At 72.3% G+C, this 16,445-nt stretch carries 16 protein-coding genes; 7 read left to right on the top strand and 9 right to left on the bottom strand.

All coding sequences use genetic code 11. The features are described 5' to 3' along the window. Positions 1-105: 105 nt before the first annotated feature. Positions 106-402 carry a hypothetical protein gene (locus ABTW72_RS31730; RefSeq protein ID WP_350865381.1) on the top strand — a complete coding sequence of 99 codons (297 nt, stop codon included), beginning with the start codon at positions 106-108 and terminating at the stop codon, positions 400-402. Further along, positions 399-1,991 (top strand): alpha/beta hydrolase, encoded by a 1,593-nt coding sequence (locus tag ABTW72_RS31725; RefSeq protein ID WP_350865378.1) that lies wholly within the window; start codon positions 399-401, stop codon positions 1,989-1,991. Before ABTW72_RS31730 ends, ABTW72_RS31725 begins: the two co-directional genes overlap by 4 nt. A gap of 3 nt (positions 1,992-1,994) precedes the next feature. Here ABTW72_RS31725 and glmS read toward each other — a convergent pair whose 3' ends face one another. Then, complete coding sequence (glmS, locus tag ABTW72_RS31720) at positions 1,995-3,908, bottom strand: glutamine--fructose-6-phosphate transaminase (isomerizing) (protein WP_350865375.1); 1,914 nt, start codon at positions 3,906-3,908, stop codon at positions 1,995-1,997. Between the two features lie 560 nt (positions 3,909-4,468). Between glmS and ABTW72_RS31715 the strand changes: the two genes are divergently transcribed. Further along, positions 4,469-5,143 (top strand): MmpS family transport accessory protein, encoded by a 675-nt coding sequence (locus tag ABTW72_RS31715; RefSeq protein WP_350865372.1) that lies wholly within the window; start codon positions 4,469-4,471, stop codon positions 5,141-5,143. Between the two features lie 79 nt (positions 5,144-5,222). Beyond that, positions 5,223-6,380: a pyridoxal phosphate-dependent aminotransferase gene (locus ABTW72_RS31710; protein ID WP_350865434.1), complete on the top strand. Its 1,158-nt coding sequence runs from the start codon at positions 5,223-5,225 to the stop codon at positions 6,378-6,380. On the opposite strand, the gene ABTW72_RS31705 is transcribed toward ABTW72_RS31710, so the two are convergent. Further along, positions 6,346-6,978, bottom strand: a complete 633-nt coding sequence (locus tag ABTW72_RS31705) for a helix-turn-helix transcriptional regulator (protein WP_350865369.1) — start codon at positions 6,976-6,978, stop codon at positions 6,346-6,348. The genes ABTW72_RS31710 and ABTW72_RS31705 overlap by 35 nt on opposite strands. A gap of 73 nt (positions 6,979-7,051) precedes the next feature. Here ABTW72_RS31705 and ABTW72_RS31700 point away from each other — a divergent pair, with 73 nt between their 5' ends. After that, positions 7,052-9,877 carry an FtsX-like permease family protein gene (locus tag ABTW72_RS31700; protein WP_350865366.1) on the top strand — a complete coding sequence of 942 codons (2,826 nt, stop codon included), beginning with the start codon at positions 7,052-7,054 and terminating at the stop codon, positions 9,875-9,877. A gap of 5 nt (positions 9,878-9,882) precedes the next feature. Next, positions 9,883-10,629 (top strand): ABC transporter ATP-binding protein, encoded by a 747-nt coding sequence (locus tag ABTW72_RS31695; RefSeq protein ID WP_350865364.1) that lies wholly within the window; start codon positions 9,883-9,885, stop codon positions 10,627-10,629. Positions 10,630-10,647: 18 nt separating this feature from the next. Here ABTW72_RS31695 and glmM read toward each other — a convergent pair whose 3' ends face one another. The 7 genes from glmM to ABTW72_RS31660 form a co-directional block, all read right to left on the bottom strand. Further along, on the bottom strand, positions 10,648-12,003 hold the full coding sequence (gene glmM / locus ABTW72_RS31690) for a phosphoglucosamine mutase (protein ID WP_091402319.1): 1,356 nt from the start codon (positions 12,001-12,003) through the stop codon (positions 10,648-10,650). A gap of 116 nt (positions 12,004-12,119) precedes the next feature. Further along, the gene (rpsI, locus tag ABTW72_RS31685; RefSeq protein ID WP_112626216.1) at positions 12,120-12,593 is read right to left on the bottom strand and encodes a 30S ribosomal protein S9; all 474 of its coding nucleotides are present in this window, start codon (positions 12,591-12,593) and stop codon (positions 12,120-12,122) included. A 20-nt stretch (positions 12,594-12,613) separates the two neighbouring features. Continuing rightward, positions 12,614-13,057 carry a 50S ribosomal protein L13 gene (rplM, locus tag ABTW72_RS31680; protein ID WP_053653864.1) on the bottom strand — a complete coding sequence of 148 codons (444 nt, stop codon included), beginning with the start codon at positions 13,055-13,057 and terminating at the stop codon, positions 12,614-12,616. Between the two features lie 209 nt (positions 13,058-13,266). Next, positions 13,267-14,649: a nitrate/nitrite transporter gene (locus ABTW72_RS31675; RefSeq protein WP_350865360.1), complete on the bottom strand. Its 1,383-nt coding sequence runs from the start codon at positions 14,647-14,649 to the stop codon at positions 13,267-13,269. A gap of 154 nt (positions 14,650-14,803) precedes the next feature. Further along, positions 14,804-15,097 (bottom strand): hypothetical protein, encoded by a 294-nt coding sequence (locus tag ABTW72_RS31670; RefSeq protein ID WP_091402325.1) that lies wholly within the window; start codon positions 15,095-15,097, stop codon positions 14,804-14,806. Continuing rightward, positions 15,087-15,344 (bottom strand): DUF6364 family protein, encoded by a 258-nt coding sequence (locus ABTW72_RS31665; RefSeq protein ID WP_091403518.1) that lies wholly within the window; start codon positions 15,342-15,344, stop codon positions 15,087-15,089. Before ABTW72_RS31665 ends, ABTW72_RS31670 begins: the two co-directional genes overlap by 11 nt. Positions 15,345-15,433: 89 nt before the next feature. Continuing rightward, positions 15,434-16,129 carry a class I SAM-dependent methyltransferase gene (locus ABTW72_RS31660; protein WP_350865357.1) on the bottom strand — a complete coding sequence of 232 codons (696 nt, stop codon included), beginning with the start codon at positions 16,127-16,129 and terminating at the stop codon, positions 15,434-15,436. 153 nt (positions 16,130-16,282) lie between these two features. On the opposite strand from ABTW72_RS31660, the gene ABTW72_RS31655 reads away from it, so the two are divergent. After that, complete coding sequence (locus ABTW72_RS31655; RefSeq protein ID WP_350865355.1) at positions 16,283-16,426, top strand: hypothetical protein; 144 nt, start codon at positions 16,283-16,285, stop codon at positions 16,424-16,426. Positions 16,427-16,445 lie beyond the last annotated feature (19 nt).

The raw sequence follows: 16,445 nt of genomic DNA, 5'->3' as shown, positions 1-16,445 counted from the left end.
ACCCCGGGGTACGCCTCGACGTCGGCTGTCCACAGGGCACCGCGCGACCTCCGGTACGCGCCTAGCGTCAGCGCGCCGATGCCGATCGTCCACGGGGGTGTGGTCATGACCGACGAGCCGTTCGCCGTCCAGCCGGAGGAGTTGCGGGCGGTCGCCGTCCTGCTCGACGACGAGGCGCGCCGGTTGGCGTTGGGCCTCGCGGGGTTGCCCGGGCTGGTGGTGGCGGCGCCCGAATGGCGAGCCGGCGCGGCGCTGGCCCGGTTGGAGGCGGCCGGGCACTCCTGGTTCTGCCGGCTGGGTGCCCGGGTCGCGGTGACCTCCGGCGGGGTCCGGGCGGCGGCCGAGGCGTACGAGACGGTGGACGACCGGGCCGCCGGCCGGTTCGCCTCCCTACCCCGGTGAGCAGCGTCGGTTACCGACAGCTGTGGGCTGTCGATCCCGGCGGGTGGCGGGCCGCCGGGGCGGCGTGGGCGGGGTTGGCCGGGCCACTCGATCGGCATCTCGGCGAGCTTCGCACGGCCACCGGGCGGTTGCGAGGCGGTTGGTCGGGTGCGGCAGCCACTGCGGCGGACACTCGACTGAACGGTCTGCGTGACGAGCTGACCTCGATCGCACCCGCGCTGATCGAGGTCGACCAGGTGCTGGCCGAGTTGGCCGGTGGGCTGGCGGTGGCGAAGGCGCGGCTCTCCCAGGCGGTCGCCCAGGCCGAGGCGGCCGGTCTGCTGGTGGACCGCTCGGGTGGGGTGCGGGTCGATCCCGCCCGGTTTCGGCCCACCGAGCGGGCCGGGGTCGCCGCGGCTGGCGTGGCCGCGGCCCTGCGGGCCGCGCTCGACGGGGCAGCCGCTGCGGACCGGGTCGCCGCCGACCGGTTGGATGACCTGGCCAGGGCCGCCGGCACCGGTTGGGCGTCCCCGCCCCCGCCGGGCCGACCGGCCTTCGGTGCAGCGCCCGCGCTGGTCAGCGCCTGGTGGTCCGGGTTGACCCCGGCGCAGCGACGGTGGCTGATCGCGCGCGAGCCGGCAGTGGTCGGCCGGTTGGACGGGCTGCCGGTGGCCGCCCGTGACCAGGCCAACCGGTTACGGCTCGACGCCTGGCGTACGGAGTTGCTGGCCGAGCGGCACCGGCTGCTGTCCCGGGTGCCGCCGGGGCCACTCGCGTTGATCCGGTTGCGCGGGGTGGCCGGACGGCTGGCCGGTCTGGACGCGCTGGTCGGGCGGCTGACGGGCGGCGAGGCGCCGCGGGCGTACCTGCTCGGGTTGGATCCGGCGGGTGAGGGCCGGGCGGTGGTGGCGCTCGGCGACCCGGACCACGCCGACCGGGTGCTGACCTACGTGCCGGGGATGACCGCCGGCCTGGACGACGCCTCCGGCGAGCTGGGCAGGGCGGCCCGGGTGCTGGAGCGGTGCGCCGCGCTCGCCCCGGACGAGCGCAGCTCGGCGGTGCTCTGGTTGGACTACGACGCCCCGGATCTGCTGACCGAGGCAGCCTCGGCGGGTCAGGCCCGGGACGCCGGCCCCGCGTTGCACCGCTTCCAGGAGGGGCTGCGCGTCAGCCACGACGGGCCGCCGGCCCGGCAGACGGTGCTCGGGCACAGCTACGGGTCGCTGGTGGTGGGGGTGGCCGCCCGGGAGCACGGCCTGGCCGCCGACGCGCTGGTCTTCGTCGGCTCCCCCGGTGTCGGCGCGTCGCACGCCACCGAGCTGGGCGTGCCACCCGGGGAGGTCTGGGCGAGCAGCGCTCCCGACGACGTGATCCGGGCGGCCCGGTCACCGGAGGAGCTGGGCCGAGGGGCCCTGCTGCGTACGGCTCCGCTGGCCGCCGTGCTGGGCTGGCCGGGCCAGACCGGGCACGAACTGTGGTTCGGGCACGACCCGTCGGATCCCGGGTTCGGCGCTCGGGTCTTCGGCAGTGGGCGAGGCGGGCACACCGGCTACTGGGACCCGGGCAATCCCGCGTTGGACGGGATGGCCCGGGTCGTGCTGGGCCGCTGAGGCTTACTCGACGGTGACCGACTTGGCCAGGTTGCGGGGCTGGTCCACGTCGTGCCCCCGGGCGGCGGCGATCTCGGCGGCGAGCACCTGCAACGGCACCGTGGTGACGAGCGGGGCCAGCAGGGTGGGCGTACGCGGCACGTAGATCAGGTGGTCGGCGTACCGGACGACCGCCTCGTCGCCCTCCTCCGCGATCACGATGGTCCGCGCGCCCCGCGCCCGGACCTCCTGGATGTTGGAGACGACCTTGTCGTGCAGCATGCCCCGGCCCACCGGCGAGGGCACCACGCAGATCACCGGGGTGCCCTTGTCGATCAGGGCGATCGGGCCGTGCTTCAGCTCGCCGGCGGCGAAGCCCTCGGCGTGCATGTACGCCAACTCCTTGAGCTTCAGCGCGCCCTCCAGGGCCACCGGGTAGCCGACGTGCCGGCCGATGAACAGCACTGTCGGCTCGGACTTCAGGTCCCGGGCCAGCTCGCGGACGGGATCGATCCGGTCGAGCAGCTCACGCAGCTTGCCGGGAATCTCCTGCAACTGGGCGACCACCGCGCCCACCTCGTCGGCGAACTTGATCCCGCGCACCTGGGCCAGGTGCAGGCCGATCAGGTAGCAGGCGACGACCTGGGTGAGGAACGCCTTCGTGGAGGCGACGGCGATCTCCGGCCCGCCGTGCGTGTAGAGCACGGCGTCGGACTCGCGGGGAATGGTCGAGCCGTTGGTGTTGCAGATGGCCAGCACCCGGGCCTTCTGCTCCTTGGCGTGGCGCAGCGCCATCAGGGTGTCCATCGTCTCGCCGGACTGGGAGATGACCACGATCAGCGTGGACCGGTCGAGCACCGGGTCGCGGTAGCGGAACTCGCTGGCCAGCTCCACCTCGCACGGGATCCGGGTCCAGTGCTCGATGGCGTACTTGGCGACCATGCCGGCGTGGTACGCCGTGCCGCAGGCCACGATGAAGATCTTGTCGACGTCGCGCAGATCCTGGTCGCTGAGGCGGACCTCGTCGAGGGCGATCTCACCGCTCTCGGTGAGCCGGCCCAGCAGCGTGTCGGCGATGGCCTGCGGCTGCTCCTCGATCTCCTTGAGCATGAACCAGTCGTAGCCGCCCTTCTCCGCGGCCGAGGAGTCCCAGTCGATGTGGAAGTCCTTGCCGGCGGCGGGCTGGCCCTCGAAGTCGGTGATCTCGATGCTGTCACCGGTGATCAGCACGATCTGGTCCTGGCCCAGCTCGACCGCTTCCCGGGTGTGCTCGATGAACGCGGCCACGTCGCTGGCCAGGTAGTTTTCCCCGTCGCCCCGGCCGACCACCAGCGGCGAGTTGCGCCGGGCGCCGACGACCGCACCGGGCACGGCGGCGTCCACCGCGAGCAGGGTGAACGCGCCCTCCAGTCGCTGGCAGACCACGCGCATGCCGGCGGCGAGCAGTTGCGGGCTGTCCGGCTGGCCGGCGGCGCGCAGGTCGGCCAGCGCGGCGGCGAGCAGGTGCGCGGCGCACTCGGTGTCGGTGTCGCTGGTGAACTGGACGCCGTCGGCCTCCAGTTCGGCGCGGAGCTTGGCGAAGTTCTCGATGATGCCGTTGTGGATCACCGCGACCCGCCCGTCGGGGGCGACGTGTGGGTGGGCGTTGCGGTCGGTCGGGCCACCGTGGGTGGCCCACCGGGTGTGCCCGATGCCGGTGGTGCCGTCACCGATGCCGATCGGGCTGGCCGCGCAGGAGGTCGGGTCGTCGGCGGCCCGCTCGGACAGCACCTTCTCCAGGTTGGCCAGCTTGCCGGCCTTCTTCTCGGTCAGCAGCTGGTCGGCGCAGACGATCGCGACGCCTGCCGAGTCGTAGCCACGGTATTCCAGCCGCCGCAGCCCGTCGAGGACGATGCCGAGTGCGGGGCGCGCGCCCGCGTATCCCACGATTCCACACATGGCCCGCAGCCTAACCCAGTTTCACTCATGTTGGTTGCTCGAAAGTCGGGTTATCAATCACGGAATCTGAGCGATCAGGGCCTGCGCGGCCGCAACGGGACGAGCGTCACAGCCCGCTCGCGCCCGCCTTGGAGGGCGGGGTTGCGACAGGCCTTCGGGTGCGACAGTCTCTCGGCGGGTTTGGCGCTCCCGTCCACGGCCCGTTCGTCCCATACCCACTCCCGCCCGGAGCAGCCATGTCCGACGCGCCGTCGCCCGACCCGAGCCCCTCATCCGCTCCGGACCCGGCCTCCCCCGCACCCCCGCCGGATCCGACGGCGCCGCCGTCCTCAATTCCGTTTCCGGCCCCGGACCCGTTGGCTCCGGGCCAGCCGTGGGCACCGCAGGCCCCCTGGTCACCGCCCCCGCCGGCCGCGCCGTGGACGCCGTCTCCGCCCGCCACCCAGTGGACGCCACAACCGTCCCCCACGCCGTGGACGCCCGACCCGCAGACGCCCCCGTGGTCGCCCGACGCCTCAGGCCCGCCGTCGGCCGGATCGCCACCCCCAGCGGGGTGGCCCATGCCCGACCAGCAGTCGCCGACCGCTGGTTGGCCACCGCCCGGCTATCCGCCGCCCGGCAGTGGCTGGCCACCGCCCGGCTATCCGCCGCCGTACGCCTACCCCGGGTATCCGCAGGTGCCCGGCAAGCCGGCCACGAGCGGCGGGCGGATCGTCGGGGTCGTCGTCGCGGCCTTCGTGGTACTCGTCCTACTCGTGTGCGGCTGCCTCTGCGCGGGTGGCCTGTGGCTCGACCCGACCAACTCGGACCCGACAGCTGAGGAGCCGTGGGGCGTCCCCGACGACGGCTGGACGGAGCCCACCACCGGGCCGATCATCCCGGAAAGACCCACCACCAGGCCATCCATCGCACCGCCAACCCCCAGCAAGAAGCCGATCACCCGACCGACCTCAGGACCGGCACCCGTGACTGTGGTCTACGAGCTCAGCGGGTCGGGTGTCGTCGATCTGGCGTACTTCGACGCCGAGAGCGACCTCATCCACGTCGACGGCCAGAAGCTGCCCTGGCGCACCACCATCCGCACCAACGGCAAGACCCGGGTGATGGTGGAGGCCAGATGGGCCGACGATGAGGGTGAGAGACCGCTCGACTGCGTCGTCACGGTCACCGGCGCCGGCAAGCCGGTCGTCGACAAGACCCGGGGGTACTGGTCGACCAGTTGCGGGCGCGACTGACGCTGGGGTCCGAGCCGGGTATGGCCGTAGGCTGGCGCAGGTGACGACGAGCACCGATGTCGACCCGCTGGTGGCCCGGATGCGGCCGTTCGGCACGACGATCTTCGCCGAGATGTCCGCCCTCGCCGTACGCACCGGTGCGGTCAACCTCGGCCAGGGCTTTCCCGACACCGACGGCCCGCCGGAGATGCTGGCCGCCGCCGCCGAGGCGCTGCGTGGCGGGCAGAACCAGTACCCGCCGGGCCCGGGGATTCCCGCCCTGCGCGCGGCCGTCGCGGCGCATCAGCGGCGGTTCTACGACCTGGCGTACGACCCGGACGGCGAGATCGTGATCACCGCGGGCGCGACCGAGGCGGTCGCGGCGAGCATCCTCGCGCTCTGCGAACCGGGCGACGAGGTGATCTGCTTCGAGCCGTACTACGACTCGTACGCCGCCTCGATCGCGCTGGCCGGCGCGGTCCGCCGCCCGGTGACGCTGCGCCCCACGGCCGACGGCCGGTACGCCTTCGACCCGGCGACGCTGCGCGCGGCGTTCGGCCCGCGTACCCGGCTGGTGCTGCTGAACTCGCCGCACAATCCGACCGGCAAGGTCTTCACCCCGACCGAGTTGGCGCAGGTCGCCGAACTGTGCCAGGAGTTCGGCGCGTACGCGGTCACCGACGAGGTGTACGAGCACCTCGCCTTCACCGACGCGGCGAGCCCGCACGTGCCGCTGGCCAGCCTGCCCGGGATGCGGGAGCGGACGCTGCGCATCTCGTCGGCCGGCAAGACGTTCTCCTGCACGGGGTGGAAGGTCGGCTGGGCGAGCGGCCCGGCGGCGCTGGTCTCGGCGGTGCTCCGGGTCAAGCAGTTCCTCACCTATGTCAACGCCGCGCCGCTGCAACCGGCGGTGGCCGTGGCGCTGGCCCTGCCGGACGACTACTACACCGGCTTCCGGGACGGTCTCCAGCAGCGGCGTGACCAGCTCGTCGGTGGTCTCACCGACGCCGGGTTCGAGGTGCTCGACTCCGAGGGGACGTACTTCGTCACCGCCGACATCACCGCCCTCGGCGGCCGGGACGGTGTGGAGTTCTGCCGCTCGTTGCCGGAGCGCTGCGGTGTGGTGGCGGTTCCCACCCAGGTCTTCTACGACGACGTCGACGCGGGCCGGCGGCTGGTCAGGTTCGCCTTCTGCAAGCGCCCGGAGGTGCTGACCGAGGCGGTCACCCGGCTGCGCGCTCTGGGCCCGAACCGCTGACCCGCCCAGCGCCGGCCGATCCCGGGTCGGTCGCCGACTGATCCGCTGTCGACGTCGCGAGACGGGTGAGCAGTTGACCCTCGTCACCGAGCAGCACCGCCTCGGCGTCGTCCACGAACGACAGGTCCGCGGTCACGTGCCGGCTGGCCGCCGTGAGCAGCAACCCGACCACCGGGTCCTCGGCGGCCCGCCGTAGGCCGTCCAGATTGCGCAGCTCGCGCAGCAGGTGCCCGCGCTGGTTGCTCAGTACCGCGCGGACCGTCGCCGCGGAGCCGGACCGGGCGGCGGCGGTGACCTTGAGGAAGAAGTCGTCCCGGAATCCACCGCTGCGCGGGCTCGGCTCGGCCAGCCACCGCGCCAACTCCGCGCGGCCGGCCGGGGTGATCTCGTAGACCACCCGATCCGGCTTGATCGGCTGCGGCTGCCGTTCGGCGACGACCAGGTCGTCCCGGGAGAGCCGGTCGAGGATCTGGTAGAGGTGGCCGATGTTCAGCGGCCCCCACTGCGGGCCGACGGCGGCCTCGAACGCGCCCTTGAGCTGGTAGCCGTGGCTCGGGCCACCAGCGAGCAGGGCGAGGACAGCGTGCTGGATCGCCATGTCACCTCCGGTACGGGTCTTGCATTGTCACAATGTATCGCGCAGAGTGAGAGCCAGCACACGGGGAGGCGCGATGCTCGGCTTCATCTGGAGACAGCTGCGCGGCCGTGCGGGGCGGTCGGTGGCGCTGCTGGTCGGCGTGCTGGTGGCCACCACCGGCTTCGTGGTCCTGACCGGCGCCACCACCACCTCTCGTCTGGACGTCACCGGCACTGTCGAGCGCAACACCCAGGTCGCCTACGAGATCCTGGTCCGTCCGAAGGGGACCCGCACGCCACTGGAAGCCGAGCGCGGGCTGGTCCGCCCCAACTATCTCTCCGGGCTCTTCGGCGGCATCACCACCCAGCAGTACGAGCAGGTGACCACTATCCCCGGCGTCGAGGTGGCGGCCCCGATCGCGATGCTCGGCTATTCCACCACCCTGCTACCGACGCCGCTCGACCTCACCGACGCCGTCGACCGCACGCTGGACCAGCAGGTGATCCGGGTCGACCCGACCTTCCACGCCGAACGCGGTCTCTCCAGCGCCCCGGGCAAACCCCGGTACGTCTACGTGACCAAGAAGCCGTTGATCTACCCCCGGATCGACGGGGAGATCGACAGTGACGCCGTGCCGTACTCCGATGGGCGGTCCTACTCCTGGTCGGACACCTGCGGGCCGACCCCCCGCGAGGTACAGCCGGACGGACGCAGCCTTCCCATCTGCGATCCGGGATACGCGCTGCTGGGCAACCCGGGCACCTACTCCGAGCGCGAGGACTGGTCCCTGCACGCCGTCCAACTGCTGCCCGACGGCCGGTTCCAGGCCGACTCCCACATCCTCGCGACCGACCGGGACGGCTCCGCTGCACCCACCGACCGGCTGGTGATGGCGTACGACCTGACCGTGCCGTTCCTCCTGGCCGCTGTGGACCCGGCGGCCGAGGAACAACTCGTCGGACTCGACGATGCCGTAGTCACCGGTCGCGCCGTCCGCACGGACGACAAGGTCGCCGTCAACCGCCGGGGCTCAGCGGACAACCACGAGGTCCCGGTCCTCGTCACGAACCGACCCTTCATCGACGAGTCGCTGGCGGCCAGGTTCACCCGGCTCGCGATCAGCCCCGCCGGGGTGGAGGCGATCGACCTGGAGCAGACGTTGAGCCGCCCCGGGGGGACTCCCGCGGGGTCCGGCCGGTACGACCTCACCGCCGGGCACCAGGCGATGCTCACCGAGGAGCTTTCCCTGGCCGGGTGCTGCCACGGCCAACTTCAGACGGTCGTGCAGTCGGCCGAGGTGCAGTACGACCGGCTCCCCGACGGCAGCCTGCGGGCCCGCCAGCAACCGCCCGGCGACCCCGAGGTGTACGGCAAGATGGAGACGTTCAACCCGCTGCCCCGACCCTGGCTCGCCGACGACACCGGTTCCCGAGCGATCCGGGCGCTGCCGCTACCCGTGGGCGCGAACACCGCCAATCGTTTCTGGCGGGCCGTCGGTGTCTTCGATCCGGGCCGGCTGGCCGGGTTCGGTGGCCTCGGCCAACTGCCGCTGGAGACCTACCAGGCGCCGACGGCAGAGGGTGCCGACGATCGCAGCCGGGCAGCGCTGGGCGGTCAACCGCTGGCGCCCAGCGGCAATCCCGCCGGCTACCTCTCGGCGCCGCCGCTGCTCCTCACCAACCTCGGCAGCGTGCCGAAGATCCTGGAGGGTGGCGGCGGGCCACAGGCCAAGGCCCCGATCAGCGCCATCCGGGTACGGGTGGCCGACGTGGGCGGCTACAGCGAGCGGTCCGCCGAGCGGGTCCGCCTGGTCGCCGAGCAGATCGCGGCACGCACCGGGCTGGACGTGGACATCACCCTCGGCTCGTCGGGGGCGCCGCAGACCGTGGAGCTGCCGGCAGGCTCGTTCGGCCGGCCGATGCTGCGGCTGACCGAGAACTGGTCCGCACTCGGCGTGGCGTCGATCATCACCCAGGCGGTGGACCGTAAGAGCCTGGTGCTCTTCGTGCTGGTGCTGGTGGTCTGCGTGCTCTTCCTCGGCAACGCGGTCAGCGCCGCCGTCCGGGACCGGCGCTCCGAACTGGCGGTGCTCTCCTGTCTCGGCTGGCCGGTCCGCCGCATCGCGGCGCTGATCCTGGGCGAGGTCGCCCTGCTCGGGCTCGTCGCCGGTCTGCTCTCGCTGACCCTCGCGGTGCCGCTCGGGATGGCGCTCGGCATCGACGTCGACTGGCGGCGGTCGGCCCTGGCCGTACCCATCGCCCTGCTGCTCGCGGTGGCAGCGGGCCTGGTGCCGGCGCTGCGGGCCGCGCGCACCCACCCGGCCGCCGCCCTCCGCCCGATCGTCGCTCCCGCGGGCTGGGTACGCCGGCCACGCACCCTCTTCGGTGTGGCGCTGGTGAATCTGGCCCGCACCCCCGGGCGCACGTTCCTCGGCGCCGGCGCGCTGGCCATCGGGGTGGCCGCGCTGACGCTGGTCACCGCCGCCGCGTGGGCGTTCCGGGGCGCGATCGTCGGCAGTCTGCTCGGCGACGTGGTCTCGCTGAGCGTGCGCGGCGCGGACACCGTGGCCGCTGCGGCCACCGTGCTGCTCGGTGCCGCTGCGGTGGCGGACGTGCTCTACCTGAACATCCGCGACCGGGCCGCCGAGTTGGCCACCCTGCGGGCGATCGGCTGGACCGACGCCGAACTCGGCCGGCTGGTCGGCTACGAGGGGCTGACGTTGGGGCTCGTCGGTTCGACGACCGGCGCAGCCGTCGGCCTGGCCAGCGCGGGTTGGCTGATCGGCGCGCTTCCCGGCGCGCTGCTCCTGGTGGCCGCGCTGGTAGCGCTGGCGGGCGCGTTGGTCAGCGCCGTCGCCGCGCTGGTGCCCGCCGCCCTGCTGCCGCGCCTACGACCCGCCCGACTTCTGGCAGAGGAGTAGCAGTCATGAGCGAGCAGATCGGTAGCGCGATCTCGGTCGACCACCTGACACGGCGATTCGGCACCGGCGCGGACCAGCTGACCGCGGTCGACGACGTGTGCCTGACCGTCGCGGCCGGCTCGGTGGTGGCGTTGACCGGGCCGAGCGGGTCGGGCAAGTCGACGCTGCTGCATCTCGTCGGCGCGATCGAGCAGCCCGACGAGGGCACCGTGACCGTCGACGACGTGGTGGTCAGCGACCTGCGTCGGGCGGCCCTCGCCCGCTACCGGCAACGGGTCGGGTTCGTGTTCCAGCGCTACCACCTGCTGCCCGCACTCACCGTGCTGGACAACGTGATCGCGCCGGTCCTCCCCCGCCGGGGCCGGGCCGATCACGCGACCCGAGCCCGCGAGTTGCTCGACGCGGTCGGCCTGGCCGGGCGGGAGCGCGCCCTGCCCGCGCAGCTCTCCGGTGGCCAGCAGCAACGGGTCGCCATCGCTCGCGCCCTGATGGGGGCACCGGGCCTGCTACTGGCCGACGAGCCCACCGGCAACCTCGACTCCACCACCGGCGGGCAGATCCTCGACCTGCTGCTCGACCTCCGTGAACGGCACGGCATGACCATCCTGCTCGCCACCCACGAACAGGCCATCGCTGCCCGCTGCGACCGGCTGGTCCGACTGACCGACGGACGCGTCACCGAGGACCTCGACCTCACCGACGGCGAGGACCCCGCCGACACCTACGAGCGGGCGGCCCGACTGCGGTTGTGACGCCGTCCCGAGGTGGTCTCAGGCGACCGGGCTCGCGGTACGGACCAGCTCGGCGATCCGCTCGGCGACCTCACGGGCGGTTGCCTCGGTGGCCGCCTCGACCATCACCCGGACCAGCGGTTCGGTGCCCGACGGGCGCAGCAGCACCCGGCCGGTCTCCCCCAGCTCCGCCTCGGCCCGCTCGACCTCGGCGCGGACGGCGGGCGCGGCGGCACCGACGGTGCGGTCGCCGACCGGCACGTTGATCAGCACCTGGGGCAGCTTGGTGACCACCGAGGCCAACTCGGCGAGGGACTGGCCGGTGGCCGCCATCCGAGCCATCAGGTGCAGGCCGGTGAGCACCCCGTCGCCGGTGGTGGCGTGCGCGGGCATCACGATGTGGCCGCTCTGCTCACCGCCGAGCGCCAGCCCGGAGGCGCGCAGCTCCTCCAGCACGTACCGGTCGCCGACCTTGGTCTCGATCAGCCGGATGCCCTGTGCGGACATGGCCAGGCGGAGGCCGAGGTTGCTCATCACGGTCGCCACCAGGGTGTCCTGGGTGAGCGTGCCGGCGTCACGCATGGCCAGCGCCAGGATCGCCATGACCTGGTCGCCGTCCACCTCGTCGCCGTCGGCGGTGACCGCCAGGCAGCGGTCGGCGTCGCCGTCGTGGGCGATGCCCAGGTGGGCGCCGTGCTCGACCACGGCGGCGCGCAGCGCCTCGATGTGGTTGGAGCCACAGTCGTCGTTGATGTTCAGCCCGTCGGGCTCCGCGTGGATGGCGATGACCTCCGCGCCGGCCTCCCGGTAGGCGACGGGGGCGACCTCGGCGGCGGCGCCGTTGGCGCAGTCGACCACGACCTTGATCCCGTCGAGCCGGTGCGGAACGGTGCCCACCAGGTGCTGGACGTAGTGGTCGGCACCGTCGAGCAGGTCGTGCACCCGGCCGACGCCGGCACCGATCGGCCGGTCCCAGGCGGTGGTGGCGTTCGTCTCGACGGCCGCCTCGATCTGCATCTCGATCTCGTCGGGCAACTTGTGCCCACCGGCGGCGAAGAGCTTGATGCCGTTGTCCGGCATCGGGTTGTGCGACGCGGAGAGCATCACACCCAGGTCGGCCTTGGCCTCCGCGGTGAGGAACGCCACCGCAGGGGTGGGCAGCACGCCGACCCGCACCACGTTGGCGCCGGCACTGGTCAGCCCGGCGACCACGGCGGCCTCCAGCATCTCGCCGCTGGCGCGGGTGTCGCGACCGACGACGGCCAACGGCGGATGGCTGCGGTCCGTCTCGGCGAGTGTGTGCGCGGCGGCCACCGCGAGCGCCAGCGCCAATTCCGGGGTGAGATCCGCGTTTGCCCGCCCGCGTACGCCGTCCGTGCCGAACAACCGACCCATACCCGCCAACCTCCGAGAGAGCACTGCCAGTGAGGAGAAAGCGGAACGGCCGACCCGCCTCCCCCGAGGGGGAGGCGGACCGGCCGTCCGTCAGAAGTACAACGCGCTGGAAAAGATCAGCGCTTCGAGTACTGGGGAGCCTTACGGGCCTTCTTGAGACCGTACTTCTTGCTCTCCTTGACCCGGGCGTCACGGGTGAGGAAGCCGGCCTTCTTCAGGGCCGGGCGGTCGTCCGGCTCGTTGATGATCAGCGCGCGGGCGATGCCCAGCCGAAGCGCACCGGCCTGACCGGTGGTGCCGCCGCCACGCAGGTTGGCGATGACGTCGAACTGCTCGAGCTTCTCGGCGGTGACCAGCGGGTCCTTGATGAGCTGCTGGTGCACCTTGCTCGGGAAGTACGCCTCGAGGTCCTGGCCGTTGCAGGTGATCTTGCCGGTGCCCGGGACGATGCGGACCCGGACGATGGCCTCCTTGCGGCGGCCCACGGTCTGGATCGGCCGGTCACCACGAGGCGCGCGGGCAACGGGCGCCGGCGCCTCGGTGGCCTCGGGGGCTTCCGGGGCGACCTCGGTCTCGATGATGTCGGTCATGCTGCTTCCTTCGCCCGCGCTCACTGCGCGATCTGCTTGATCTCGAACGGCACCGGCTGCTGCGCGAGGTGCGGGTGCTCGGCACCGGCGTAGACCTTCAGCTTCTTGATCAGCTGACGGCCGAGCTTGTTGTGCGGGAGCATCCCCTTCACGGCCAGCTCGATGGCCCGCTCGGGACGCTTGGTCAGCAGCTCGTCGTAGCCGATCTGCTTCAGACCACCCGGGTAACCGGAGTGGCGGTAAGCGACCTTGGTCTGGCGCTTGTTGCCGGTCAACGCAACCTTGCCCGCGTTCACGATGACGACAAAGTCGCCCGTGTCGACGTGCGGCGCGAAAGTCGGCTTGTGCTTACCACGCAGCAACGTGGCGGCGTGGGTGGCCAGGCGGCCCAGCACGACATCAGAGGCGTCGATGACGTGCCACTGACGCTCGATCTCACCCGGCTTCGGGCTGTACGTACGCACAGGTCTACCTTGTCTCGTCGTCGGTCTGGGGTCGCGCGCCGAGGTGACCAGATCTAGCAGGCCGGACCAGCGCGCACGAACGACCAAGCGTACCTGATGGGGCACGCCTCTGGATGTCGTACAACAGCAGGCAACGATACCCGGCGCCCCGTCCGCAGGTCAAAACGGGGGTGCGGTGCCGCGCGGCGACGCGCCGAGGGTGGCTCAGCTCACACGTTGGCGAGTCGACCGGCCCTCGGACGGCGGTAGACCACCCAGGTGGCCGCGAAGCACAACGCGTACCAGCCGATGAAGGCCAGGTAGGCGGCGTCGGCGTTGCCCGAGCTGAGGAACGACTGGCGGAACGCGATGTTGACCAACACCCCGCCGAAGGCGCCGATCGCACCCGCGATGCCGATCAACGCGCCGGTCATCCGCCGCGCCCACCGGGCGGCGGCCTCCGGATCACGCTGACCCGTGGCCACCGCCTCCGCCGACCGGGCCCGGAAGATCGCCGGGATCATCTTGTACGTGGAGCCGTTGCCGACGCCGGAGAAGACGAAGAGGGCGAGGAACCCGGCGAGGTACAGCCCGAACGAGCGCTCCCGGGCCGCGTACAGCACGGTGCTCGCGCCGGCCGCCATCGCCACGAAGTTCCAGAACGTCACCCGCGCCCCGCCCAACCGGTCGGCGAGGTGCCCACCCAGCGGCCGGATCAGCGAGCCGACCAGCGGGCCCAGGAAGGTCAGCCAGGCAGCGTCGACCGGGGTGGGAAACCGCTCGGCGAACTGGAGCTGGAGCACCTGACCGAAGGCGAAACCGAAGCCGATGAACGAGCCGAAGGTCCCGATGTAGAGCAGCGACATCACCCAGGTGTGCGGATCGCGGGCCGCCTCCCGCAACGCTCCCGGCTCGTTGCGCGCCCCGGGCACTGTGTCCAACCAGCGGGCCGCGGCCAGGGCGGCCAGCACGATCAGCGGCAGGTAGACCGCCGGCACCAACCGGGGGTACGCGGCGCCCGCTGTGGCGAGGACCGCCAGGCCGACCAGCTGCACGGCGGGTACGCCCAGGTTGCCGCCACCGGCGTTGAGCCCGAGCGCCCGCCCCTTGAGCCGCTGTGGGTAGAACAGGTTGATGTTCGCCATGGAGGAGGCGAAGTTGCCGCCGCCGACCCCGGTGAGGCAGGCGAGCACCATCAGGGTGGTGTAGGACACCCCGGGCTCCAGCAGCACCGTCATCGGGACCGCGGGCACCAGCAACAGCAGTGCGCTGATGATCGTCCAGCGTCGTCCGCCGAAGCGGGCCACCGCCAGCGTGTACGGCAGCCGCAGCACCGCGCCCAGTGCGGCCGGCACGGCGGTGAGCAGGAACTTCCCGGCCGGATCGATGCCGTACGCGGGGCCGAGGAAGAGCACAGTGACCGACCAGAGACTCCACACCGAGAAGCCGACGTGCTCCGCGAAGATCGAGACCCAGAGGTTGCGCCGGGCGATCGGCGCGCCGGTGGCCTGCCAGAAGTCCGGGTCCTCGGGGCGCCAGTCGTGCAGCGGTTGCCGGCGACCGGTGACGGCAGGCGGCTCGGCGGTGACTACGGTGCTGGTGAGCGTGCTCACGGCGGCTCCTCCTCGTCGATGTGACGAGGGGAAACGCTAGGAACACCCGGTTACCTGGCAGTGCCCGTCGCGGGTCGGGCCGGAAACGGGGATCGCACCACCGGCCGGCGGCGATGGTGAGCACGCCACCGGGGCGCTCAGAGCTGCCTTACGGTCAGAGCTGCTGGAGGATGCGCAGCGCGCGCCCGACCCGGAGCATGGTGTCGGTGTCGGCGACGTCCACGCACGCGGTGAACCACTTCTTCATGGGCGAGGAGATCCGGTCGGGCATCACCACGTACCGGCCCATCGACACGGCGAGCGGCGAGTCCCGCAGGAGCGACTCCTCGACCACCTCGACCACGATCACGATGGGCACGTCGGTGGAGTTGTAGACGTCCGAGCTGATCACCAGGCCGAGGCGTTCCCGGGCGCCCTCGATGCGCCAGATCTCACCCCTACGCAGCACGCGGCCGTCCGCCGGAGAACAGGTCGTTGACCATGCCCACCTCGCGGGCGTCGGCGAGCGCGGCGGACTCCAGATCCAGGCTGGCGCGGCCCACGGCGGCGGCGTGCGCGGTGAAGACCTCGCGCAGCGCCTTTTCCCGGGCGGCCTGGTCCATCCACGCGGAGAGCGACAGCCCTTCGCGCTTGGCGAACCGCCGCGCCTCCTCGATCGTCTCGTCCGTGAACGAGAGAGTCACCTTGGCAGTCATGCCGAGCAGATTACCCGCCGGTGTGACCAACAGTCATCCCTGCGTCCACCGGCTCGCCCCCCGGCGGCGAAACGCACATTCCGTCGGGCTTACCCGGCCCGGCCGCCGAACACCGCGAAGCGCCACTCCTTGAAGTAGCAGTCGACGTCGACCAGGCCCGCCTCGCCGAGCCACCGGCACTGGTCGGCCACCGTAGCCGGGCGGTCGTGGCGCATCCGCTCCCGGGAAGCCGCGATCTCGTCGGGGGACGCGCCCAGCTCGGTGATCCGCTCCAGCCACACCTCGTCGTACCGCCGGTCCAGCTCCGCGGTCGGGCCGGCGACCTGCTCCGCGTTGACGAAGACCCCGCCCGGCGCCAACGCGGCGGCGGCCCGCCGGTAGAGCTCGCGCTTGCCGGCGTCGTCCAGGTGGTGGATCGCCAGCGCGCTGACCACCGCGTCGTACCGGCCCGGCGGCAGCTCGTCGGCCAGGTCGGCGTGGACCGTTCGGTGTGGCACGGACCGGGCGTCCAACTGGTCGGTGGCGCGGGCGAGCATCGCCGGCGCTCCGTCCACCAGGGTCAGCCGGACTCCGGGCACCGCTGCGGACAGCAGCAGGGAGAGCAGGCCGGTGCCGGCACCCAGATCCAAGACCTCCGGCGTACGCCCGGCGGCGAGCGCGGCCCGCAACGGCGGCGCGGCCACCTGGACGGCAGTGCCGTAGAAGGCGTCGAAGCACGGGATCAACCGCCCGCGCGCCTCGTCGTACGTGCCGGCCACCGCGTCGAAGACGTCCGTCACGCTCATCGCGCGCTCCCATCTATTGAGACAACTTTCCCACATTATAAGCCGATGAACGACGTTGATGTCGTCAGCGATTCAGCTCCAAAGGCCGTCCGGCCCGCACCTGCCATCGGACGCGAACAGCGCATTCCGCCGGGCCCCTCGCGAACGGTCCGTGTGGTCGATCTGGCCGCGACCATGCAGGCCACGCTTGACGACCTGTACTCGCTGGGTGTTCGTCCGGACCCGCGAGCACTGCACGCCCGGTTCCTGGCCTGGCTGTCCCTCACCCGCCGACCACGCCGCGCCGACCGGCGCTGACCGCCTCCACGAGGTGGAG

This window comes from Micromonospora sp. NPDC127501 (genome assembly GCF_040302185.1).
GTDB lineage: Bacteria > Actinomycetota > Actinomycetes > Mycobacteriales > Micromonosporaceae > Micromonospora.
This window is presented reverse-complemented; position numbering and strand designations above follow the sequence as displayed.